Origin of the sequence: Saccharopolyspora rosea (assembly GCF_025643595.1) — a bacterium.
Classification (GTDB): Bacteria; Actinomycetota; Actinomycetes; order Mycobacteriales; family Pseudonocardiaceae; genus Saccharopolyspora; species Saccharopolyspora rosea.
In genome coordinates, this window is record NZ_CP102826.1 from 5,783,582 (window position 1) to 5,805,683 (window position 22,102).

Sequence of the window (22,102 nt, forward strand, 5' to 3'; positions counted from 1 at the left end):
GCTCACCGTCGGCCGCGAACGGTGGTGTCCTGGTCAGTCCAGGTCGTCGTGGCGCATCAGCTGGCGGCCGGCCTCGGTCAGCGAACCGGACAGCGACGGGTACACCGAGAAGGTGTTCGCCAGGTTGTCCACGGTGACCTGGTTCTGGACCGCGAGCGCGATCGGCAGGATCAGTTCGCTGGCATTGGGCGCGACCACCACGCCGCCCACGACCACCCCGGTCTGCGGACGGCAGAACACCTTGAGGAAGCCGCGGCGCAGCCCCTCCATCTTCGCGCGCGCGTTGGTCGCCAGCGGCATCATCACCGTCCGCGCGGGCACCTCACCGGAGTCGATGGCCTGCTGGCTGATCCCGACCGTGGCGATCTCCGGATGCGTGAACACGTTCGCCGCGACGGTCTTGAGCTTGATCGGCGTGACGCCCTCACCGAGCGCGTGCCACATCGCGATGCGCCCCTGCATCCCCGCCACCGACGCCAGCAGCAGCACGCCGGTGCAGTCACCGGCCGCGTAGATGCCGTGCACGCCCGTGCGCGAGACCCGGTCGACCGGGATGTAACCCCGCCGGTCGGGTTCGATGCCGACCCGCTCCAGGCCGATGTCCTCGGTGTTCGGCACCGAGCCGACGGTCATCAGCGCGTGGCTGGCCTCGACGCGGCGGCCGTCGGCGAGGTGGATCAGCACCCCGGAGTCGGTGCGCTCCACCTTCTCCGCGCGGGCGTGCTTGACGACCTCGGTGCCGCGCTCGGCGAACACCTCCTCCAGCACCGCGGCCGCGTCGGCGTCCTCGTGCGGCAGCACGCGGTCCCGGCTGGAGATCATGGTGACCTTCACACCCATCTCGGTGTAGGCGGAGGCGAACTCGACGCCGGTGACGCCGGAACCGATCACGGCCAGGTGCTCGGGCAGGTCCGGCAGGTCGTAGAGCTGCCGCCAGGTCAGGATCCGCTCGCCGTCGGGTTCGGCGCCCTTGAGGATGCGCGGGGTGGCACCCGTGGCGATCAGCACGACGTCGGCCACCAGTTCCTCGGAGCCGCCGTCGGCGAGCTCGACGCCGACGCGGTGCTCGGCCATGCCCTTGGTGGGGTTGGTGAAGCGGGCCCGCCCGGCCAGGATCTGCACGCCTTCCCGGCGCACCCGGGAGCGGATGTCGGCGGACTGCGCCAGCGCCAGGCCCTTGACCCGGCCGTGCACCACGGCCACGTCGACGTCGGAGTCCTCGGTCTTGGTTCGGATGCCCAGTTCCCGGGCGTCCCGGAACGCCGACCTGGCGCCCGCGGAGGCGATGAAGGTCTTCGACGGCACGCAGTCGTACAGGACGCAGGACCCGCCGAGGCCCTCCGGCTCGACCAGCGTGACGTCCGCGCCGTTCTGCGCCGCCACCAGCGCCGCTTCGTAGCCCGCCGGGCCGCCTCCCATGATCACGATGCGGGTCACTTCGCCGCTCCTCCCGGATCCGCCTGCCTTGTGGGCGCCGGAACCACCGTACGCTGCGCGGAGTTCGGCCAATTCGGGTGGTGCGCGCCATGGCGGCACCCGCGTTCCGCCGCACTCTCGTTGCCGGTCCCCGCCCGGGTTGTCCGGTACCCACTCTCGCGACGCCGTCCGGTCCGCTCAAGGGCCTGTCGATCGCTACCCTGTGGGGCGTGCCTCTGTACGCCGCGTACGGGTCCAACATGGATCCGGCCCAGATGATGAAGCGCGCCCCGCACTCCCCGTTGGCGGGCACGGGCTGGCTGCAGGACTGGCGGTTGACCTTCGGCGGGGAGGACTACGGGTGGGAAGGCGCCCTGGCCACCATCGTCGAGCATCCCGGTGAGCAGGTGTTCTGCGTCCTCTACGACGTCGGCCCGCTGGACGAGCGGCAGCTCGACAGCTGGGAGGGCGCCGAGCTCGGGATGTACCGCAAGCTCCGGATGCGGGTGCAGACGCTGGACGGTCCGGTGCTCGCCTGGTTCTACGTGCTCGACGCCTACGAGGGCGGACTGCCCTCCGCCCGGTACCTCGGCGTGATGGCCGATGCCGCCGAGGCGGCCGGGGCGCCCGAGGACTACGTGGAGAAGCTCCGCACCCGCCCGTGCCACAACGTCGGACCCTGACCGGCATGTGACGACCGGCCCGGAAATCACGCGGAACGTGTGATAATCACTCCCCGAAGCACAAGCGAGGGGGTGTTCGTGGCCGAGGGCAACGGCGCGCCGGCGAGCCAGCAGGAACGGCGCGACCAGATCCGCCAGGAGGTGCTGGCCAGCGGCTTCGTCCGCATCGAGCAGCTGGCCGCGGAGCACGGCGTCAGCGGCATGACCATCCACCGCGACCTCGACGTGCTGGAGCGGCAGGGGTGGCTGCGCAAGGTCCGCGGCGGGGCGATGTCCACCCCGACCGCGCTGCTGGAGACCTCGGTGCGGGCCCGCATCGCGGACGCGGCGGACGAGAAGGCGCGCATCGCCGAGCACGCCGTCCGGCACGCAGCCGCCGGGCAGGTGGTGGCGCTCGATGACAGCACGAGCGCGCTGGCCGTCGCGGAACGGCTCGCACCACTGGGCCCGTTGACCGTGGTGAGCAACTTCCTGTCCGTGATCAACCTGCTCAGCGGCGAGCCCGGCCTGCACCTGATCGGCCTCGGCGGCGACTACCAGCCCTCCTACGACGCGTTCCTCGGCCTGCACACCGCGGACATGGCACGGCGGATGCGCTCGGACGTGCTGTTCATGTCGACGACGGCGGTCGTCGGCGGCCATTGCCTGCACCGCTCGCAGGAGACGATCCAGGTCAAGCGCGCGCTGATGGAGACGACCGCGAAGCGGGTGCTGCTGCTCGACCACTCCAAGTTCGAGCGCCGCGCCGTGCACGAGCTGGCCCCGCTGACCGACTTCGACGTGGTGATCGTCGACCCGGGCACCCCGCAGGAGGTCCGCGACGAGCTGCGCGCCGCCGGCGTGGCCCTGGAGGTCGCCGAGGGCTGAGCGCCGCGGGCCGTCCTGACGAGGCGCGCCGGGCCGCGAGGGGCCGGTGCCGGGGGGAACGGCCCACCCGCTCCCCCGGGCCGAGCACCGGTTCGAAGGCAGGCGGTCAGACCCAGCCGCGCGACCGCAGTTCGTCGAGGAACCCGCGGTAGCCCTCGTCCAACCGCGCCACCTCCGCCGCCGTCGGCTCGATCCGCTCACCTTCCGGGACCATCGCCGCCGCGGCGCTGCTCAGGTCCGGATAGGTGGAACCGCTGGCGGCGAGCAGTGCCGCGCCCAGCGCGGTCCCCGCGCCCAGCACCCGGATGACCTCGGTGTTCAGCACCGAAGCGCGGATGGAGCACCACGCGGCGCTGCGCGCCCCGCCACCGGCCGTGCGCACCGGTCCGGAGGCCGGCGCACCGAGATCGGCCAGCCGCTCCAGCGCCAGCCGCTCGCAGTATGCGACGCCTTCCAGTCGGGACCGGTACTCGTCCACGTCGTCCTCCGGGACTCCCAGCAGGAACCGGGCCGCATCCGGGGCGAGGAACGGGAAGCGCTCGCCCTCACCGCGCAGCGGGTACTGCACGACGGTGGACGGGCCCCGCTCCAGGGCCGCCGCGTCCAGCCCCGACAGCTCAGCGGGGTCCACATCGGACAGTGCGGATCCGCCGATGTTGGCCGCGCCGCCGGGCAACCAGACGCCGTCCGGGTGCAGGTGGCTGTAGACGGCTCCGGCCGGGTCGTGCACCAGCTCCTTCGAGACGCCCTTGAGCACCAGCGTGGTGCCGATGACGGTCACGAACTGCCCGACGTCGACCGCACCGCACGCCAACTGCCCGGCGCAGCCATCCGTCATACCGGCGCGCACCGCGCAGCCGACCGGGAGTCCGGTCTGCTCAGCGGCCGCTCCGCTCACCACGCCGAGCACGGACGTGGGGCGGACGACCGCCGGCAACAGCCGCTCCGGCACGGCGAGCGCGTCGAAGACCTCGGGCGCCCACTCCCCGGCCACCGCGTCGTACCCGCTCTTGAGCGCGTGGCTGGAGTCGGCGGCGACCGGGTGCCCGGTCAGCTTCCACGCGACGAGGTCCGGGGTGTGGCAGACCTGGACCGCGTCGTCCGGGAGGTGCCGGGCCAACCATCCGATCCGAGCCAGCCCGGACCCCGCCGAGGGCGTGATGCCGGTGCGCTGCCAGCGGTCGGCCCCGACCCGAGCCGCCGTGCGCGCCTCGTCCTCGGCGCGCCGGTCGTCGTACATCAGGGCCGGTCCGACGGGTTCGGCGGCGCCGTCGACCAGCACGACCGTGCCCGAGGTGGCCGAGATCGCCAGCGCGGTGATCTCGGCGGCACGCGACCCGAGCGCCGCGGTGCACTCGGCGAGGCAGTCGCGGACCGCGGGCCACCACGTCCCGGCGTCCTGCTCGGACCGCCCGCCACCGGGCCGTTCCGGCTGCGGGAGCGGTCTGGACGCCGCCGCGACCACCGCTCCCGCCGGGTCGTGCACCTGCACCCGGACGTTCGCGGTCGCGATGTCGACACCCGCGACGAGCTCGCTCATGACACCTCCCAGTTGCGCCGGGCCGTCGGGCGCCCGGATCTCGACCTCACCGCCTGCCCTGCAGCCGGTCCAACGCCTCCGGCAGCTCGGCCAGCGAGCGCACCGCGACGTCCGGCTCGGCGAGCTGCTCCGGGGTCGGGGCGGGCGGGGCCTCACCGCGCACCACCCACACCGTGCGCAGCCCGACCCGGTGGGCGCCCCGCACGTCGGTGTCGAGCCGGTTGCCGACGTGGACGGCGTGCTTCGGCTCGACTCCGGCTTCGCGCAACGCGTGCTCGAAGATCCGCGGATCGGGCTTCTCGGCCCCCACGACCTCGGAGACGGCCCAGACGTCGATGTGGTCGGCGACGCCGTCGCGGCGCAGCGCGTCCACCACGACTCCCCGCTGGTTCGCCACGATCGCCAGCGTGTAGCGGCCGGACAGCTCCCGCAGCGTCGGCAGCACGTCGGAGTACAGCGCCGACGGCGGGTAGACCCAGTACCGCTCGGCGCGTTCGGACAACCGCTGCCGGTCCTCCGGGGTGAGGAAGCGCTCGGCGATGGCGGTGCGCAGCGAGCCGCCCTGGGCCTGCCTGCGTTCGTCGTAGACCTGCTGGAACTCGTCCTCGTCGACGGACCTGCCCTCCTCGGCGGCGAGTTCGCGCGTGGCGCGCAGCAGCGCGTCGCGGTAGGTCGCGTCGTCGTAGATGGGGCCGCCGACGTCGAGCAGCACGAGGTCGATCCGCTCGGCTGCGGAGCCAGGTTGAGCCGACACGTCGCGTCCTTTCGGCAGTGGTCCCGGGCCGGGACCGGTATGTCACATCCTACCTCCAAAATAACACCAATCTTGAAATTTCTAACAGCAAATGCTGTGATAACCGCTGGGTGGTCCGGCAGCGGGGTCGGCCACGCAGGTGTGACCAGGAAGGATCGGTCGTGATCACGATCGGCATCGACGCCGGGACGTCCGTGGTGAAGAGCGTCGCCTACGCCTCGGACGGCACCGAACTGGCCGTGGTGCGCCGCCCCACCAAGGTCGAGCACCCGCGCCCCGGATGGGCCGAGCAGGACATGGACGAGGTCTGGCAGGCCGTGGCGGGCACGATCAACGAGCTCGTCGCCGAAGTCGGCTCCGACGTCGGAGCCTTGTCCGTCACGGCGCAGGGCGACGGCTGCTGGTTGGTGGACTCCGACGGGCGGCCGACCGGACCCGCCATGCTGTGGAACGACGCCCGGTCCGCCCCGATCGCGGCGCGCTGGGCCGAGTCCGGCCTGCTCGACGAGCTGTTCCGGATCAACGGATCGGTGGGCTTCGCCGGCCTCCCGCACGCCCAGCTGACCTGGCTGGCCGAGCACGCCCCCGCCCGAGTCGAAGCCGCCTCGGCGGTGCTGTCCTGCGGCGGCTGGCTCTACCGGTGCCTGACCGGCCGCACCGCGTGGGACGTCTCGGAGGCGTCCAATCCCTTCCTCGACGCGCGCACCGGCGAGTACTCCGAACAGGTCCTCGACGACCTCGGGCTGGGCTGGGCGCGCAGGCTGCTCCCGGAGGTCGTCGACGGTGCGGGACGCGTGGCACCGCTGCGGGAGTGCGCCGCGCGGCTGCTGGGGCTCGAACCCGGGACGCCGGTGGTGCTCGCCGCGTACGACGTGGTGTCCACCGCGATCGGCGCCGGTGTCACCGACCCCGGGCAGGCGTGCACCATCCTCGGCACGACCATCTGCACCGAGGTGATCAGCGACGACCCGCGGCTGGAACGCGCGCCGGTCGGGATGTCGCTGCGCACCCCCGCTCGCGGGCGGTGGATGCTGGCCAGCGCGACGCTCGCGGGCACCGAGGTCGTCGAGTGGGCGTGCCGGATGCTCGGGCTGCCCAATCCGGAGAACCTCACCGAACTCGCCGAACACGCCGACCCCGGCAGCAAGGGCCTGCTGATGCTGCCCTACCTGTCCCCGGGCGGTGAGCGGGCGCCGTTCTACGACCCGACCGCGCGCGGCAGCCTGCACGGGCTGAGCCTCGAACACGGGCCGGCCGAGATCGCGCGCGCCTGCCTGGAAGGGCTGGCCATGGTCATCCGCGACTGCCTGCGCGCCAGCGCGGCGGATCCCACCGAACTGCGGCTCACCGGCGGCGGCGCGGCGAACCCGCTGTGGCGCCGGGTGATCGCGGACGTCACCGGACTGCCGGTGGTGCGCACCACCGACGCCCAGGCCGGAGCGCGCGGCGCGGCGGTCACCGCGCACGCCGTCCTCGAAGGGCGCGGCATCGCCGAAGTCGCCGCCGACCTGGTCGGCACCTCCGAGCCCGTCCGGCCGACCGAGGCGAACCGGGCGACCTACGAGGACGCGTACGCCCGGTTCGTCGAAGCGAGGACGTCGGCCCAGGCCGCGCACTGGTTCCGCCCCGCGCACTGAGTGCCCTTCTTTGAACCGGTCCGTAAGGACGACGGCAAGGAGAGCTAGCCGCCCTTCTCTCTTTCGGTGAGTGATCTTGCAACCCGCACCGCCGCGGGTTCTCAGCGGTCGTCTCGCGAGGACAGCCCCGACGCCGTGTATTGGGCATACATCAGGAGGGGCTTCCGCAGTCGAGACGGCCGCTGAGGTTCCGCTCCCGGCACCGCCACGCACAACGAGTTCGAAGACAGGCTCTGAGTGGGGCGTCGTCACCGCGCACCTCCCACCGGCTCGGCCTCCTCGGCCGACGACGGTGACCAGGCGAGTTCGAGCAGGGCTGCCGCGCGACGGGTGCCGCGCCGGTCCCGCCGCCGCGCCAGCCGTTCCGCGACCAGCCACCGGAAGTGCTCCGCGTTGCCCGCGAGCTCGTCGAGCGTCTGCTCCAGGCAGGCCAACGCCATCCGCTGCGGCCCGGTGCAGAGCAGTTCGGCGGTGGCGAAGTCCAGCGCGTGGACCCGCAGACCGTCGAGTTCGACCACGTCGGACTCGCGGATCCACGCCTGGTGGAACACCAGGTCCGCGGTGGACCGGCGTTCCCGGTCGTACGGGATGGTCACGTGGACGGCGTCGTCGCGAGCGGCCGTGCAGCCGTGCATCGCGACAGCGGTCACTCCGGACAGCACCGCGTGGGGACCGGCGCGCAGCAGGGCGGCGGCCGCGCGGGTGCGCCGGTCCTCGGCGAACTGAGCGGGCACCACCACCCCGGACCACAGCTCGGTCCAGGTGCCGTCGTCCAGCGCCGCGTCCAGTTCGGTGCGTCCGAGCAGCCGTTCGGCGTCGACGCGGGTCAGCGCCGCGTGCGAGGTGGGCGACCGGTCCGGCGGCACGCGGCTACCGGCCGCCGGTCGGTCCGTTTCGGGAAGAGCGATGTTCGTGGTCACGCCCTTGAAGAGCAGCGAACCCCGCGCTCAGATCCAGCCCGCTCCCGGATACACCTCGATCAGGTGGTTCAGTGCTGCAACGCGCTGAGCGCGGTGTTCACCATCGCCCGGATCCCGACCAGCAGCGCCCGCTCGTCCAGCGAGAACGTCGGCTGGTGCAGGTCCTTGATCCGGCCGCTGCCCGGGTGCACGCCGAGCCGCGCGAAGGAACCGGGCACGTGTTCGAGGTACCAGCCGAAGTCCTCACCCCCGGACGATTGCGGAGTGCTGCTGAGCGCCTGCTCCCCGACCCCGGCGGCGATGCCGGAGCGCAGCACCTCGGTGCTCTCGGCATCGTTGACCACCGGCGGCACACCGCGGTGGTGCTTGAGGTCGAACCCGACGCCCAGCGGCGACAGCAGGCTGTGCACCAGCTCGTGGACCAGCGGTTCCAGCTTCGCCCAGGTGTCCCGGTCACCGGTCCGCAGCGTCCCGGTCAACGCGCCGTCCTGCGGGATCGCGTTGGGCGCCTCCCCCGCGTGCACCGACCCCCAGGTGAGCACGGTTCCGGTGCGCGGGTCGACGCGCCGGGACAGCAACGTCGGCAAGCCGGTGATCACCGCGCCCAGCGCGTGCACCAGGTCCGCCGTCAGGTGGGGGCGGGAGGTGTGGCCGCCGGGCGAGGTCAGGCGGAGTTCCAGCAGGTCGCTGGCGGAGGTGATGGCACCGACCCGGGTGCCGATCCGCCCCACCGGCAGCCGGGGGTCGCAGTGCAGCCCGAAGATCCGGTCCACGCCGTCGAGCGCGCCCGCGGACAGCACGTCCAGCGCGCCGCCGGGCATCACCTCCTCCGCCGGCTGGAAGATCATCCGCACCCGGCCCGGCAGGTCGGGCGCTCCGGCCAGCGCGAGCGCCGCGCCGAGCGCGATCGTGGTGTGCGCGTCGTGGCCGCAGGCGTGCGCGACTCCGTCCACAGTGGAGGAATACGGCAGGCCGGTCGCCTCGGTCAGGGGCAGCGCGTCGATGTCCGCGCGCAGCGCGACGGTGCGTTGCCCCGGTTTCGGGTCCGGCCCGATGTCGCACACCAGACCGGTACCGACCGGCAGGACCCGCGGCTGCAGCCCGACGCTGGTCAGCCGCTCGGCGAGGAACCGGGTGGTCTCGTGCTCGGCGCGGGAGAGCTCGGGGTGGGCGTGGATGTGCCTGCGCCAGGCGACCACGCGGCCGGCGTTGACACCGATCCAGGCGTCCAGCCAGGAGGGTCCCCGCCCCGCACCGAGGTCTTCCACCGCGGATTCCACACTGGACCCCACGCTGGACATGGTGGAACCGATGTCCTCGCTCGGCCTGTCCACGCCCGGGGCCACGAGAGTCCCCTGCACCGAACCCCGGAACTGCCCTTCCGGCTCCCGAGAATCCACTACCGTCACGCCAACCCTCCTGTCCTGCGGGGAATCCGCACCCGCTACCGCCGCGGCACGAGCGAGAAGGCACGTTGCTCATGCCCACCTGTCCTCAGGCGACGCCTGGGCGAGCGCGCCTGCACGGCCCGGCGCGGCGGGTCGACACCGCGCCGCCGGATGTGAAAGGAACCGCTCCGGCTAACCGCTCCCGGCCGGACCGCACCGGCCGCGCGAGCCCCCGTTCCGCAGGGCCCGACATCGACGGCCGCGGGATAACGGCTGCTCGCCGCCCGGGCCTGCCGTCGTCGATGGCGACTTCCGGTCGAGCGGTTCGCGCTCGACCTCGATCGCGCGGCGGTGCACCTCCGACGTGCACCCGTGGGCGCCGGTGTGTCCGGTCGCGCCGCTGGAGTGCTGCGTGGCACGCGCCGCGGTGAACGCGGGAACGCTGTTCGGCTCCGCGCCACCCGCAGTAACGATAGCGTGCACCATCCGTGGCGCTGCTGGGTGTCGGACGTGACGCTCCGGGACCGCCGGTCCGGGTCGGATGACCACCTGCTCCGGCTCGTGGCGCAGCGCCGGTGCGCGACCGCGGGCGCGCACTGCCGCGATGCGGCTGTCGGCACGGTGCTGGAACGGAGCGGTACTCATGTGCTCCCCATCCTGCACCACGAGAGCGGCCGGTGCCTGCGCGATCGCCACGCAGAGCGACCACCGGTCGTTGGACTGCGACGAACGGGTGTCGCGGTTTCGGCCCGGCAGAAGAATGTTGCGCGCGCCGAAACGTCCGGTGAAGAAAATCGGGATCGACGTGGAAGGGTGTGGGCCGGCACCGGTCGGGGGGCTTCCCGGTGCCGGCCCACGTCTGTGCGTGCACGCGCCCCAGCCGGGGCCGCCCAAGCACGCGCTTAGTTGTGAAAATCCCACAGGTTCGGCGCCAGGTCTAGTCCATCGCGAAAATTCGCCTATCAAGAATTCGCAATAAACCGACCGTTCGGCATGCCCGCTGCGGCTACTTCTTCCACTTGACGAAGAAGACCGGCTTCTTGCGCGCTCGCCGGGACCCCAGAACCGCGGCGATCAGCACGATCCCGGTGACACCGATCGCGACCCGCTGCCGCGGCGTCAGCTGCTGCTCGGAGCCGGGATCCTGGGCGGGCGGCTGCGCGACCACCGTGGTCGCGGGAGCCGGCGCGGACGCCGCGGCAGGCGGCGCGAACACCAGGAACATGCCGATCAGGAGGCCGGAGAGCACACGGCCGGTCCGTCCCATGGCGGTCCACACCCCTTCGCGCCGCGTCGATCACGCATTCACCCGTACAGGTTCATTTGATCATATTCGCGGTTCGAAGTGACCAGCCGTGTTCGAGTTACCCCGGATCGTCGCAGTCCCGGGGTCAGCGGACCCGCCCTTCGCGCTCGATGCGGTCGCCGAGTTCGTCGACGACCAGGGTGTCGCGGCGGATGCCGTCCGTCCGGTAGGCCGCGCGGCCGACGAGCTGCGCCAGCACCGGGGCGGTCAGCATCTGGAACAGGCCGACCAGGACCAGCCCGGACGCGTAGCCGAAGTCGAACTGGACCGCGGTGCCGATGAGGATCAGCACCAGGCCGAGCGTCTGCGGTTTGGTGGCCGCCTGCAGACGCGCCGCCACGTCCGGGAAGCGCAGCAGACCCACCACGCCCAGCAGGCAGGACAGGGCACCGCCGATCAGGCACACCGCCGAGAACACGTCCAGCCAGCTCATCGGTACGGCTCCTTCTTCTCCACCAGGCGGGCCGCGCCGATCGACCCGATGAACGCCAGCAGCGAGAACCCGGCCAGCAGCGCGATGTTCGACCCGTCCTTCTGCCAGCCCATGCCGACGCACGTCGCCGCCACGATCAGCGTGACGAACACGTCGACCGCCACGATGCGGTCCAGGGTGGTCCGGCCGCGCAGCAAGCGGACCAGCACGAGCAGCCCGGCCACCGACAGCAGCCCGAACGTCACCGCGAAAACCCAGGTCATGCCGCACTCCCCCGATCGACCAGGGCCACCGCCCGGGGCGACCCGACCGCCCGCACCACCCGCTTCTCCAGCGCCAGCACGTCCCGGCGCACCGACTCGGCGTCGGACTCCCGCATGCCGAGCGCGTAGACGTAGCAGATGCGGTTGACGCGGTCGATCTGCATCACGAACTTGCCGGGCGCCAGCGACACCCCGTTCGCCACCATCGCGGTCAGGTGGTCGGAGTCGGTCAGCAGCGTCACCGCGACGATGCCCGCCGGTGTCCCGGGACCGTGGCGCAGCGCCTGCCAGGACACCCGCAACGTGGAGACCACCAGGTCCCAGGCGAGGTAGCCGATCAGCTCCAGCAGCCGCAGCGGGCGCAGCCGCATGCCGGTCGTGATCGGCGGCATCGGGAAGACCGCGGCCACCAGCGCCGCCACCACCACGCCGAACACCAGCGTGCCGAGGTCGAAGGTGCCCCACAGCAGCAGCCACACCACCGTCAGCCAGGCCACCAGCGGCAGGCGCCGGGCGAACCGTCCGGTCATCGCGCACCTCCCAGCACCGCGGTGCGGTACGCCTCGCCGTGCATCAGGTCGGCGGCCGCCCGGCCGCTGATGTTCGCCAGCGGACCGGCCACCAGCGCGATCACCACGCTCGCCGCGACCAGCACGCCGGTCGCCGCCACCATCGGCCGGTTCGACGTGGCGGTGCCGACGACGAGTTCGTCGCTGGGGTCGGGATCGGCCTCGGGCGCCCTGACCTGGCCCCAGAAGGCGCGGGTCCACACCCGGGCCATCGCGTAGAGGGTCAGCAGGCTGGTGAGCACGGCACCGCCGGTCACCGCGTAGGCCGCCCAGGTGCCGACGCCGACACCGGCCTGCAACAGGGCGAGCTTGGCGACGAAACCGGAGAACGGCGGCACGCCCGCGAGGCTGAGCGCGGGCAGCGCGAACAGCACCGCGATCAGCGGCGCCGCCTTGACCAGTCCGCCCATCCGGGTCAGCGCCACCGTGCCGGTGTGCCGCGTGATCAACCCGCTGACCAGGAACAACGTGGCCTGCACGGTGATGTGGTGGACGACGTAGAGGATCACGCCGGTCAGCCCGGCGATGTCGTAGACGCCGAGCCCGAACAGCATGTAGCCGATGTGGCTGACCAGCAGGAACGACAGCAGCCGGTTCAGGTCGTTCTGGGCCAGCGCGCCCAGTGCGCCGACCAGCATCGTGACCAGGGCGATCACCAGCATCAGCGTCCAGCTCTGCTGGTGGGTGAACACCAGCGTCTGGGTGCGGATCAGCGCGTAGACGCCGACCTTGGTGAGCAGTCCGGCGAACACCGCGGTGACGGGCGCGGGTGCCGTCGGATAGCTGTCCGGCAGCCAGAAGTGCAGCGGCACCATCGCGGCCTTGATCCCGAACACGATCACCACGAGCAGGCTCAGCGCCACCCGCAGGCCGTCCGGGAGCAGCCCGACCTTCTGGCCGAGGTCGGCGAGGTTGACCGTGCCGGTGGACGCGTACACCAGCGCGATCACGGTGATGAACAGCAGCGACGACGCGAGGCTGACGATCGTGTAGGTCATGCCCGCGCGGACCCGGCGCGTCGTGGTGCGCCGCGTGATCAGCACGTACGACGACGAGAGCATGATCTCGAAGGCGACGAACAGGTTGAACAGGTCGCCGGTGAGGTAGGCCAGCGAGACGCCCGCGCACAGCATCAGGTACATCGGGTGGAACGTGGTGCTGGAGCGCTCCCGGCCGTAGTCGGTGATGCGCTGCCCGATCGAGTAGATCAGCACCGCGAACGTCACCACCGACGAGACCACCAGCAGCAGCGCGGACAACCGGTCGGCGACCAGGGTGATCCCGGCGGGCGCCGGCCAGCCGCCCATCTGCAGCACCAGCGGGCCGTCGCGGTCGGCGACGCGCAGCAGCACGACCGCGTCGGCGATGATCGCGCCGAGCACGACGACGCCGATCAACCGCTGCACGTCGGCGAAGCGGCCGAGCGCCAGCGACAGCCCCGCGGCGGCCAGCGGGAGCAGCACGGGCAGGGCCACCAGGACGTTCACTCCGTGGCCTCCTTCTCCAGCTGCTCCTCGGCGGCGTCCTCCTCGGACTCGGCGAGCTGCCGTTCCAGCCGCTGGATCCGCCGGTCCTCGACGTCGTCGCGGACCTCGTCGTGGCCCAGCAGCGACCACGACCGGTAGGCCAGGGCGAGCAGGAAGGTGGTGAGCGCGAAGGTGATCACGATCGCGGTCAGCGCCATGGCCTGCGGCAGCGGGTCGGCCATCTGCTCCGGCGACGCGGAGCCGAGCATCGGCGCGCGTCCGGGCGGCCCACCGGCCAGTTGCAGCAGCAGGTTCGAGGCGTGCCCGAGGACGACGATGCCGATCAGCACGCGCATCAACGACCGCTGCATGAGCAGGTAGAAGCCGACGGAATACAGCACCGCCAGCACCACGGCCATCGTCAGGTTCACCGTCACGGCTGGCCCCTCTCCGCCGCGGCCGCGTCGGCTTCGATCCCGGAGCCGAGGGTGCGCAGCAGGTCGAGGACCACGCCGACGATCAGCACGTAGACGCCGGTGTCGAGCACGACGCTGGTGACGAATTTCAGCTGCCCCAGCAGCGGCACGTCGAACTTGTAGATGGCGCTTTCCAGCAGCTGCCCGCCGAACAGCAGCGGGAGGAACGCGGTGAGCGTGGCGACGGTCAGGCCGATCCCGATCAGCACCGGCGGGCGCATCGACACGATCGCGCTGTCGTCCATTCGCCCGCCGGCGAGGTAGCGCAGCACGAACGCCTGCCCGGCGACCAGACCGCCGCTGAAGCCGCCGCCCGCGCGGTCGTGCCCGGCGAACAGCAGGTAGATCGACAGCACCAGGACGGTCGGGAACACGATCCGCGCCGTGAGTTCCAGCAGGACGGTGCGTTCCCGGCCGTCGCGGCAGAAGCCGGACAGCATCCACCGCTCGGTCGGCGCGTCCCAGTTCGTCCAGGGCGTTTTGCTGGTGGTCATTCCCGCACCTCCTCCTGCGTTCCACTGAGGACGGTCGTTCGGGTCTCGGCCCGGCGGCTGCTGCGTTTTCGGCGTTCGTGCCGGGCGGCGAGGACCAGGCTGGCCACGCCGGTGGCGGCGACCGCGAGCACCGAGATCTCGCCGACGGTGTCGAAGGCGCGGAAGTCGACGATGATCGCGTTGACGATGTTGGTGGCCCCGGTGCCCTGCGGCGCATCGACGACGTACCGGGCGGTGGCCTGCGGCGGGGCCTGCCGGGCGGAGCTGAAGACCACCGCCGCGGCGGCGATGAACATCCCGGCGGCAGCGGCGATGACCATCTTCGGCCAACGCAGCGCCCGGGCGCCGTCGCCCTGGGCGAACCGGACCGGCAGGCGGCGCAGCACGAGCACGAACGCCACCAGGGTCAGCGTCTCGACGAGGAACTGCGCCAGCGCCAGGTCCGGCCCACCGTCCACGATGAACAGTCCACCGATGCCGTAGCCGACGACGCCGACCATGAGCACCGCGGTCAGCCGCCGCCGGGACCGCGCCACCGCGATCGCGGCGACCACGACGGCCACCGCCAGCGGGAGCTGGAGCAGCTCGTCGTAGGCCCGCAGGTTCTCCGGCGCGCTCGCCCGCAGCGCCAGCGCCGTGCCGGGGACCGCCAGCACCGTCAGCAGGATGATGCCGAGGTAGGTGGGCAGCGAACCGACCTGGAGCCGACCGGTGACGCCGACCGCGACGCGTTCCAGCAGGGCCATGATCCGCTCGTAGCCGCGTTGCGCGTCGAGCGGGTGGGGCAGTTCCTCCCGGAATCCGGTGACGTGCGTCCTGGCCAGGTGCAGCACCACACCGCCGGCCACTGCGAAGGCCGACAGCAGCAGCGGGACCGTCCAGCCGTGCCAGAGGTCCAGGTGGTAGTCGTGCGTGCCGAAGACCGCCGCGTAGGCGGTCGCGAGCTCGTCGGCGACCGGGTAGCCGATGCCCAGCACCACGCCGGCGAGCGAGGGCAGCGCCGCGGCGGCGAACCCGAGCAACGCGGGCCGGCTCGCTTCCGTCGGTGCGACACCGGGTTTCGTCGCGAACACGCCCCACAGCACGCGCAGGCTGTAGGCGACGGTCAGCATCGACCCGCCGACCAGCACGACGTCGATCAGCAGGTCGGTGCGGTCGCCTTCGAGGAAGGCGCTGAACGCGGCCTCCTTGCCGAGGAACCCGAGCATCGGCGGCAGCCCCGCCATCGACGCCACGCCCAGCAAGGCGATCCCGGCCAACCACGGCATCCGCCTGCCCAGACCGGACAGCTCGCGCAGGTCGCGGGTGCCCGCCTCGTGGTCGACGATCCCGACGACCAGGAACAGCGTCGCCTTGAACAGGCCGTGCGCGAGCAGCATCGCCGCCCCGGCCACCGCGGCGGTGTAGGTCCCGGTGCCGAGCAGCACCATCAGGAAGCCGAGCTGGCTGACGGTCCCGTAGGCGAGCAGCTTCTTCAGGTCGTACTCGTGCAGTGCGCGCCAACCACCGAGGAGCATCGTGACCAGTCCGAAGACGACGGCGGGCACCCACCACACGGCGACGCCGAGGAACACCGGCGCCAACCGGGCCACCAGGAACACCCCGGCCTTGACCATCGACGCGGCGTGCAGGTACGCCGAGATCGGCGTGGGCGCGACCATCGCGGCCGGAAGCCAGTTGTGGAACGGGATCTGCGCGGACTTGGTGAACGCGCCGACGAGGATCAGCACCGCGGCCACCGCGACCGGGGCGCCGCCGGGCGGGTTGGCCATCAGCTCCGAGATCCGGTAGGTGCCCGCGGACTCGCCGAGGACGACGAAACCGAGCAGCATCACCAGCCCGCCGAGCGTGGTGATCATCAGCGCCTGCAACGCCGAGCGCCGCGATCCGCGGCTGACCCCGGCCTGACCGACCAGCAGGAACGAGCAGATCGTGGTCAGTTCCCAGAAGACGTAGAGGGTGATCAGGTCGTCGGCCAGGACGAGGCCGAGCATCGCCCCGGCGAACGCCAGCAGCAGCGGTGCGCTGCGCCGCGCTGCACCGCTGCCCGCGGCGAAGTAGTAGTCGGAGTAGAGCAGCACGAGGGCGCCGATGCCCGCGACGAGGATCGTCATCAGCAGCGCGAGCGCGTCGAGGCGGAAGCTGAACTCCAGGCCGATCAGCGGCGCCCACGCGACGGTTTCGGTGCTCACCTGGCCGTCGAGCACCGCTGGCGCCTGGGACAACACCCAGCCGAGCGCTGCGGCGGGCGGCACCGCGGCGATCAGGAACGCGGCGCGGGTGCTGCGACGGGTGATGGCCGGCAGGCCCAGGGCGACCAGCAGGTGCGCGATGACGAAAGCGAGCAAGGGCACCTCCTCGACTGGTCGGTCGGCGGTGTCCTGCCGAACACCTGTCGACTGCACCGGCAGGGGGGAGATCACACCCGGGGGCAGTCACCAGACCTGCCGACACCCGACCACCGGGGATTGTTCGCCACCACCACCGTGGGCGCACCGCGAGCGGATGTCGGTTGAGGAAGGCTCGGGCCAGGACGTTCAGCGAGGTCCGATTGATGCCAACTTATCCGAAAGCCACTTCTCATGCCCAATCGCGCACAGGCGACGACCACGGGCTCCGGCGAGCGTTTTCCGTTGCGACGACAGCGACCTCCCGTCCCGGACAGCCGGACCGCACCACCTGCACCAGTGGGAAACTTCACTTTTCGGTAACGTCGTTTCGGCAGCTCAGCGTCGGCCTCACCGGTTCCGCACCGCAGGGCCGATCAACGGTGGACAATGTTCGGGTGTCCACGGAGAGCAATGACACCGTCGCCGGCGCCGGACGGTTGATCGCCGACCGGTACCGCCTGGAGAACAAGCTCGGCAGCGGCGCCATGGGCACCGTGTGGGCCGGGATGGACGAACTGCTCCGCCGGCCGGTCGCGGTCAAGGAGGTGCGGCTGCCCCCCGGCATGCCGGACGAGGAAGCCGCGGAGATCCGCGAACGCGCCCTGCGCGAAGCCCGCGCCATCGCGGTGCTCAGCCACCCCAACGTCGTCACGCTCTACGACGTGGCGCGCGAGGAGGGCGAGCCGTTCGTCGTCATGGAACTGGTGCCCTCGCAGGCCCTCGCGGCGATCCTGGCCGAGCACGGGGCGCTGGACGACCGGCAGCTCGCGGTCGTCGCCGACGGGGTCGCCGCCGCGCTGGACGCCGCGCACCAGGCCGGGATCGTGCACCGCGACGTCAAACCCGGCAACGTGCTCATCGCCGACGACGGGCGGATCAAGCTCAGCGACTTCGGGATCTCCCGCAACCGCGCCGAGCACACCATCACCAGCACCGGCATCCTGCTCGGCACGCCGTCGTTCATCGCGCCGGAGATCGCCGCGGGCGAACCGGTCACGGCCAAGGCGGATCTGTGGGGGCTGGGCGCGACGCTGTTCGCCGCCTCCGAGGGCCGACCGCCCTACGACGTCGGCGACGACCCGGTCGCGACGGTGACCGAAGTGGTCCACGGCCCCGTCCCGGTGTGCCGGCGGACCGGACCGATCGCCGACGTCATCGCGGGGCTGATGGTCAAGGACCCGGCGCAGCGGATGTCGCTGACCGAGGTGCGCCGCCGCATCCAGCACATGCTGCCGGAACCGGGTAGCCGACCGTTCTCGATGCTGCTCGACCCCGAGGCGCCGACGCTGCGGGTGCGGCGGCCGGAACCGCAGAACCCGACCCGCCAGGACCAGCCGGAGCCGGCGGCCGCCCCGCTGGCCGCCGATCCCGGTGCGCCCCCGTTCGAACTGCGCGACCCCCCGCCCGCCCCGCCGCAGCGCCGTCGCCGGTCCCCGCTGGCCGTGGTGGCGCTGGCGCTCGGCGCGCTGCTGGTGTTCTCCGCCGCGCTCGCGGGCGGCTTCGCGGCGACCCGGGTGGCCGCGGGCCGGTCGCCGCTGCCCCCGGAGCGGACCGGAACGGCCTCGGCGGCACCGACGACGCGACTGGACACGCGCACGGACGCGGCCAACCACACCGGCGACTCGGGTTCCGGCCGGTTCTCCATCCCGGTCCCGGCGGGGTGGACGGTCTACCACAGCGAGCGATCGGACCTGACCAACAGCAAGACGGTGTCCTTCGTGTCGCCGGACGGGCACCGCGAGCTCGCGGTGGAACGCTTCGGCGGCTACTTCGGGGACGGCTACTCGGTGGCGGACTACGTGCGCGCGCTGCCGAAGCTGGCCGCCGGGTCCAAGGGCGCCTTCACGCTGCGGGGCCAGTCGCAGCAGGGGCAGGACCAGCAGGTGTCCTACTCGACCGTGGAGTCGGCGCTGGTCGGTTCCGGGGCGTCGCTGAGCCGGACGACGACCGCCCGGCTGGTGCGCCACGACAACGACCTGTGGGTGGTCCGGGTGACGGTTCCGACCCAGGACGCGGCGCGGAGCGCGAAACTGCTGAACACCGTGTTCCCGGGGTTCGCACCCGCGTCCTGAGATCGCCGACATCGTCCGTCGGCACGGACTAAGCTGCGCGGCCGTGACGCCTACGACGACAGCAGACGCGACGGCCGCCGCGACGAGGATCGCCGAAACCACCGGGGTTGACCGGCACGACCTGGCCGTGGTGCTGGGTTCCGGTTGGCAGCCCGCCGCCGAGGAGATCGGCGCGCCGGTCACCGAGGTGCACATGGCCGAACTGCCCGGGTTCGTGCCGCCGGGCGCGATCGGGCACAGCGGGCGGATCTGGTCGGTCGAGGTCGGCGCCAAGCGCGTCCTGGTGCTGCTCGGCCGCACCCACCTCTACGAGGGCAAGGGCATCGACCCGGTGGCCCACGGGGTGCGGACGGCCGTCGCGGCGGGGTGCGGCGCGGTGGTGCTCACCAACGCGGCGGGCGGACTGCGCGAGGGCATGGCCGTCGGCCAGCCGGTGCTGATCAGCGACCACCTCAACCTGACCGCGCGGTCGCCGCTGGTGGGCGCGGACTTCGTGGACCTCACCGACCTGTACTCGCCGCGACTGCGCGAACTGGCGCGCGGCGTCGACCCGTCGCTGGCGGAGGGCGTGTACGCGGGTCTGCCCGGCCCGCACTTCGAGACGCCCGCGGAGATCCGCATGCTGCGCACCCTCGGCGCCGATCTGGTGGGCATGTCCACGGTGCTGGAGGCGATCGCGGCGCGGGCCGCGGGCGCGGAGGTCCTCGGCGTGTCGCTGGTGACGAACCTGGCGGCCGGGCTGACCGGCGAACCGCTGAGCCACGAGGAGGTCCTGGAGGCCGGTCGCGCGTCGGCGAGCCGGATGGGCAAGCTGCTGCGGTCCCTCGCGGAGGCGGCATGAGCGACGATTCCGCGCCGGTCGGCGGGACGAGCCACGTCGAGGCGGCGCTGCGCTGGATCGACGCGGACGTCGACCCGCGCGCCCGCGCGGAGCTGCGGGAGCTGGTGGACACCTCGGCGGACGAGCTGGCCGACCGGATGTCCGGGATGCCGCGCTTCGGCACCGCGGGGCTGCGGGCCCCGGTGCGGGCGGGGGCGAACGGCATGAACCGGGCGGTGGTGATCCGCACGACCGCCGGGGTCGCGACCTGGCTGCGGGAGCGCGGTTTCGGCGGCGGGACGGTGGTCGTCGGCCGCGACGCCCGGCACGGTTCCGAGGACTTCGCCCACGACACCGCCGGAGTGCTGGCGGCCGCCGGGTTCGACGTCCGGCTGCTGCCCGCTGCGCTCCCGACCCCGGTGCTCGCGCACGCCACGCGCGCGCTGGACGCGGTGGCGGGCATCCAGATCACCGCCTCGCACAACCCGCCGCGGGACAACGGGTACAAGCTGTACCTGCGCGGCGGAATCCACCTGGTGTCGCCGACCGATTCCGAGATCGAGGAGGCGATCGCCCGGGCTCCCGGCGCGAACGAGGTCCCCCGCGCCGCGGACTGGACGGTCCTGGAGTCCGCTGTGGACGAATACCTGGACCGCGTGGCGTCGTTGCCGCGCGGCCGGTCCCGCACGCTGCGGATCGCCGCCACGGCGCTGCACGGCGTGGGCGCCGAGCCGCTGGTGGAGGCGCTGCGGCGGGCCGGGTTCACCGACGTCCACCTGGTGGCGTCCCAGGCCCGACCGGATCCGGACTTCCCGACGGTGGGGTTCCCCAACCCCGAGGAGCCGGGAGCCACGGACGCGCTCCTGGAGCTGGCCGAGGCGGTCGACGCCGACCTGGCCGTGGCGCTGGACCCGGACGCCGACCGCTGCGCGCTGGGCGCTCGCGACGGCGGGCGGTGGCGGATGCTCAGCGGCGACGAGACGGGCGTCCTGCTCGCCCGGCACATTTTGTCCACTTTGGACAGAGAAGCGGTGCCCGATCCGCTGGTCGCCACCACGGTCGTCTCCTCGACGATGCTGCGCTCGCTGGCCGCCGACCACGGCGTCCGCTACGACGAGACGCCGACCGGGTTCAAGTGGCTGGTCCGCGCCGGGGACGGCGCCGGGACCGGCCTGGTGTACGCCTACGAGGAAGCCCTCGGGCACTGCGTCGACCCGGACCGGGTGCGCGACAAGGACGGCATCGCCACGGCCGTCCTGGCCGCGGACCTCGCCGCCACCGCGAAGTCGCGGGGACGCGCCCTCCCGGACCTGGTGGACGAGCTGTCCACCGCCTACGGCGTCCACCAGACCGGCCAGGTCTCGGTCCGCGTCACGGACCTCGACGTCATCGACCGGACGATGCGCCGCCTGCGCGCGCACCCGCCGACCCGGCTCGCCGGCAGCGAGGTCGCGGTCGACGACCTGCTGCCGACCACGGACGCCCTGGTCGTCCGGGGCGCGGGCGGCCTGCGGGTGGTGATCCGCCCGTCGGGCACCGAACCGAAGCTGAAGTGCTACCTCCAGGTGGTCGAGCCGGTCGGCGACGCCGGGCTGGCCGCGACCAAGGGCCGGGCGGCGGACCGCCTGTCGGCGCTGCGCGACGCGGTGTCCGAACTCGTGGGAGAAGCCTGAGCGGCTGTCTTTGATCTTGGTTGCGGCGGTCGTGGTAAGCGGCGTGAGCCGCTTTCTCTTTCGGTGAGCGGTCTCGCAGCCCGCACCGCCACGCACAACGAGTTCGAAGACAGGCTCTGAGCCCGCCTCGCCCCTTGCCCCGGACGCACCACGGCCTGCACGCTCGCAACGTGCCCCGGTTGCTGATCGTCCACCACACGCCGTCGCCGAACCTGCAAGCCATGTTCGAAGCGGTCATCGCCGGCGCGACGACCGACGAGATCGAAGACGTCGAGGTCGTCCGCCGCGCCGCCTTGGAAGCCACCCCGTCCGACGCGCTCGCGGCCGATGGCTACGTCCTCGGCACGCCGGCCAACCTGGGCATGATGAGCGGTGCTCTCAAGGTCTTCTTCGACCTCGCTTACTACCCCTGCCTGGATTCCACCCGTGGTCGCCCGTACGGCCTCTACGTGCACGGGAACAACGACACGACCGGAGCCGTTCGCGGAATCGAGTCGATCACCACCGGCCTCGGGTGGGAGAAGGTCACGCACACCGTCTCGGTGACCGGGGAACCGTCCAAGGAAGACCTCGAATCCTGCTGGGAACTCGGCGCCACGGTGGCGGCGAGCCTGATGCCGTAGCGGTTCCACCGGAATCAGTGCGACTCCTTGTCGGTCCAGCCCGGTGGCGCTGTTCACCGGGCTTTCCCCTGGCCGCAACGTCCTTGTGCGGTGGGCGGAATCCGCTGCCCGGTCGCCACCACGGCAGGCGCGGCAACGGGTTTCGCGCCGCCCGCGGGAACCCCCGCTCGCCGCTCGGGCCCGGCCTTCAGCCGGGCGGTCACGCGCTCTCGGCGGGGCACCGGTCCGGTGCTCGCCCCGGGCTCCGGTGATCGTTCCGCGCGGCCTGGGCGCGGTGCGACCTCCACGCCCACCCGAACGGGTTCTTGCGTG

The 22,102-nt window shown here is 72.3% G+C and carries 20 protein-coding genes; 7 read left to right on the top strand and 13 right to left on the bottom strand.

What is annotated here, in order from left to right; all coding sequences use genetic code 11:
• Nucleotides 1-33: 33 nt before the first annotated feature.
• Nucleotides 34-1,437: an NAD(P)H-quinone dehydrogenase gene (locus NV263_RS26825; protein WP_263249455.1), complete on the bottom strand. Its 1,404-nt coding sequence runs from the start codon at nt 1,435-1,437 to the stop codon at nt 34-36.
• Between the two features lie 209 nt (nt 1,438-1,646).
• Between NV263_RS26825 and NV263_RS26830 the strand changes: the two genes are divergently transcribed.
• Both NV263_RS26830 and NV263_RS26835 read left to right on the top strand, forming a co-directional pair.
• A complete protein-coding gene (locus NV263_RS26830; RefSeq protein ID WP_263249456.1) occupies nt 1,647-2,099 on the top strand; it encodes a gamma-glutamylcyclotransferase family protein in 453 nt (150 codons plus the stop codon).
• A gap of 78 nt (nt 2,100-2,177) precedes the next feature.
• A complete protein-coding gene (locus NV263_RS26835; RefSeq protein WP_263249458.1) occupies nt 2,178-2,966 on the top strand; it encodes a DeoR/GlpR family DNA-binding transcription regulator in 789 nt (262 codons plus the stop codon).
• Between the two features lie 106 nt (nt 2,967-3,072).
• On the opposite strand, the gene NV263_RS26840 is transcribed toward NV263_RS26835, so the two are convergent.
• Nucleotides 3,073-4,506, bottom strand: a complete 1,434-nt coding sequence (locus NV263_RS26840) for an FGGY-family carbohydrate kinase (RefSeq protein ID WP_263249460.1) — start codon at nt 4,504-4,506, stop codon at nt 3,073-3,075.
• Between the two features lie 46 nt (nt 4,507-4,552).
• Nucleotides 4,553-5,260 (bottom strand): HAD family hydrolase, encoded by a 708-nt coding sequence (locus NV263_RS26845; RefSeq protein WP_263249462.1) that lies wholly within the window; start codon nt 5,258-5,260, stop codon nt 4,553-4,555.
• Between the two features lie 161 nt (nt 5,261-5,421).
• Here NV263_RS26845 and NV263_RS26850 point away from each other — a divergent pair, with 161 nt between their 5' ends.
• Nucleotides 5,422-6,897, top strand: coding sequence for an FGGY-family carbohydrate kinase (locus tag NV263_RS26850; RefSeq protein WP_263249463.1), 1,476 nt, complete (start codon nt 5,422-5,424; stop codon nt 6,895-6,897).
• 248 nt (nt 6,898-7,145) lie between these two features.
• On the opposite strand, the gene NV263_RS26855 is transcribed toward NV263_RS26850, so the two are convergent.
• The 10 genes from NV263_RS26855 to mbhE all read right to left on the bottom strand — a co-directional run bounded on the left by NV263_RS26855 (nt 7,146) and on the right by mbhE (nt 16,560).
• Nucleotides 7,146-7,817, bottom strand: a complete 672-nt coding sequence (locus tag NV263_RS26855) for a hypothetical protein (RefSeq protein ID WP_263249464.1) — start codon at nt 7,815-7,817, stop codon at nt 7,146-7,148.
• Between the two features lie 68 nt (nt 7,818-7,885).
• Nucleotides 7,886-9,118 (bottom strand): amidohydrolase, encoded by a 1,233-nt coding sequence (locus tag NV263_RS26860; protein WP_263254395.1) that lies wholly within the window; start codon nt 9,116-9,118, stop codon nt 7,886-7,888.
• Nucleotides 9,119-10,211: 1,093 nt separating this feature from the next.
• The gene (locus NV263_RS26865) at nt 10,212-10,472 is read right to left on the bottom strand and encodes a hypothetical protein (protein WP_263249465.1); all 261 of its coding nucleotides are present in this window, start codon (nt 10,470-10,472) and stop codon (nt 10,212-10,214) included.
• Between the two features lie 124 nt (nt 10,473-10,596).
• On the bottom strand, nt 10,597-10,944 hold the full coding sequence (mnhG, locus tag NV263_RS26870) for a monovalent cation/H(+) antiporter subunit G (protein ID WP_263249466.1): 348 nt from the start codon (nt 10,942-10,944) through the stop codon (nt 10,597-10,599).
• Entirely contained in the window at nt 10,941-11,207 is a 267-nt protein-coding gene (locus tag NV263_RS26875; protein ID WP_263249467.1) for a monovalent cation/H+ antiporter complex subunit F, read from the bottom strand. Before NV263_RS26875 ends, mnhG begins: the two co-directional genes overlap by 4 nt.
• Nucleotides 11,204-11,737, bottom strand: a complete 534-nt coding sequence (locus NV263_RS26880) for a Na+/H+ antiporter subunit E (RefSeq protein ID WP_263249468.1) — start codon at nt 11,735-11,737, stop codon at nt 11,204-11,206. The genes NV263_RS26875 and NV263_RS26880 overlap by 4 nt, the downstream gene beginning before the upstream one ends.
• Nucleotides 11,734-13,263, bottom strand: a complete 1,530-nt coding sequence (locus tag NV263_RS26885) for a Na+/H+ antiporter subunit D (protein WP_263249470.1) — start codon at nt 13,261-13,263, stop codon at nt 11,734-11,736. Before NV263_RS26885 ends, NV263_RS26880 begins: the two co-directional genes overlap by 4 nt.
• Nucleotides 13,260-13,679 (bottom strand): Na(+)/H(+) antiporter subunit C, encoded by a 420-nt coding sequence (locus tag NV263_RS26890; RefSeq protein ID WP_263249471.1) that lies wholly within the window; start codon nt 13,677-13,679, stop codon nt 13,260-13,262. The genes NV263_RS26885 and NV263_RS26890 overlap by 4 nt, the downstream gene beginning before the upstream one ends.
• Nucleotides 13,676-14,212, bottom strand: coding sequence for an MnhB domain-containing protein (locus NV263_RS26895; protein WP_263249473.1), 537 nt, complete (start codon nt 14,210-14,212; stop codon nt 13,676-13,678). Before NV263_RS26895 ends, NV263_RS26890 begins: the two co-directional genes overlap by 4 nt.
• Complete coding sequence (mbhE, locus tag NV263_RS26900) at nt 14,209-16,560, bottom strand: hydrogen gas-evolving membrane-bound hydrogenase subunit E (protein WP_263249475.1); 2,352 nt, start codon at nt 16,558-16,560, stop codon at nt 14,209-14,211. Before mbhE ends, NV263_RS26895 begins: the two co-directional genes overlap by 4 nt.
• A gap of 437 nt (nt 16,561-16,997) precedes the next feature.
• Between mbhE and NV263_RS26905 the strand changes: the two genes are divergently transcribed.
• The 4 genes from NV263_RS26905 (at nt 16,998) to NV263_RS26920 (ending at nt 21,790) form a co-directional block, all read left to right on the top strand.
• Nucleotides 16,998-18,674: a serine/threonine-protein kinase gene (locus NV263_RS26905; RefSeq protein ID WP_263249477.1), complete on the top strand. Its 1,677-nt coding sequence runs from the start codon at nt 16,998-17,000 to the stop codon at nt 18,672-18,674.
• A 43-nt stretch (nt 18,675-18,717) separates the two neighbouring features.
• Nucleotides 18,718-19,515 carry a purine-nucleoside phosphorylase gene (locus tag NV263_RS26910; protein ID WP_263249479.1) on the top strand — a complete coding sequence of 266 codons (798 nt, stop codon included), beginning with the start codon at nt 18,718-18,720 and terminating at the stop codon, nt 19,513-19,515.
• Nucleotides 19,512-21,167, top strand: coding sequence for a phospho-sugar mutase (locus NV263_RS26915; protein ID WP_263249481.1), 1,656 nt, complete (start codon nt 19,512-19,514; stop codon nt 21,165-21,167). Before NV263_RS26910 ends, NV263_RS26915 begins: the two co-directional genes overlap by 4 nt.
• A gap of 170 nt (nt 21,168-21,337) precedes the next feature.
• Nucleotides 21,338-21,790 carry a flavodoxin family protein gene (locus tag NV263_RS26920; protein ID WP_263249483.1) on the top strand — a complete coding sequence of 151 codons (453 nt, stop codon included), beginning with the start codon at nt 21,338-21,340 and terminating at the stop codon, nt 21,788-21,790.
• The last annotated feature ends 312 nt before the right edge of the window (nt 21,791-22,102 follow it).

Bases quoted from the DNA above. Each gene is read 5' to 3' on its own strand.
- NV263_RS26840 (WP_263249460.1), bottom strand. From the start codon at position 4,506: ATGAGCGAGCTCGTCGCGGGTGTCGACATCGCGACCGCGAACGTCCGG.
- NV263_RS26860 (WP_263254395.1), bottom strand. From the start codon at position 9,118: ATGTCCAGCGTGGGGTCCAGTGTGGAATCCGCGGTGGAAGACCTCGGT.
- NV263_RS26915 (WP_263249481.1), top strand. From the start codon at position 19,512: ATGAGCGACGATTCCGCGCCGGTCGGCGGGACGAGCCACGTCGAGGCG.
- NV263_RS26895 (WP_263249473.1), bottom strand. From the start codon at position 14,212: ATGACCACCAGCAAAACGCCCTGGACGAACTGGGACGCGCCGACCGAG.
- NV263_RS26875 (WP_263249467.1), bottom strand. From the start codon at position 11,207: ATGACCTGGGTTTTCGCGGTGACGTTCGGGCTGCTGTCGGTGGCCGGG.
- mnhG (WP_263249466.1), bottom strand. From the start codon at position 10,944: ATGAGCTGGCTGGACGTGTTCTCGGCGGTGTGCCTGATCGGCGGTGCC.
- NV263_RS26865 (WP_263249465.1), bottom strand. From the start codon at position 10,472: ATGGGACGGACCGGCCGTGTGCTCTCCGGCCTCCTGATCGGCATGTTC.
- NV263_RS26880 (WP_263249468.1), bottom strand. From the start codon at position 11,737: ATGACCGGACGGTTCGCCCGGCGCCTGCCGCTGGTGGCCTGGCTGACG.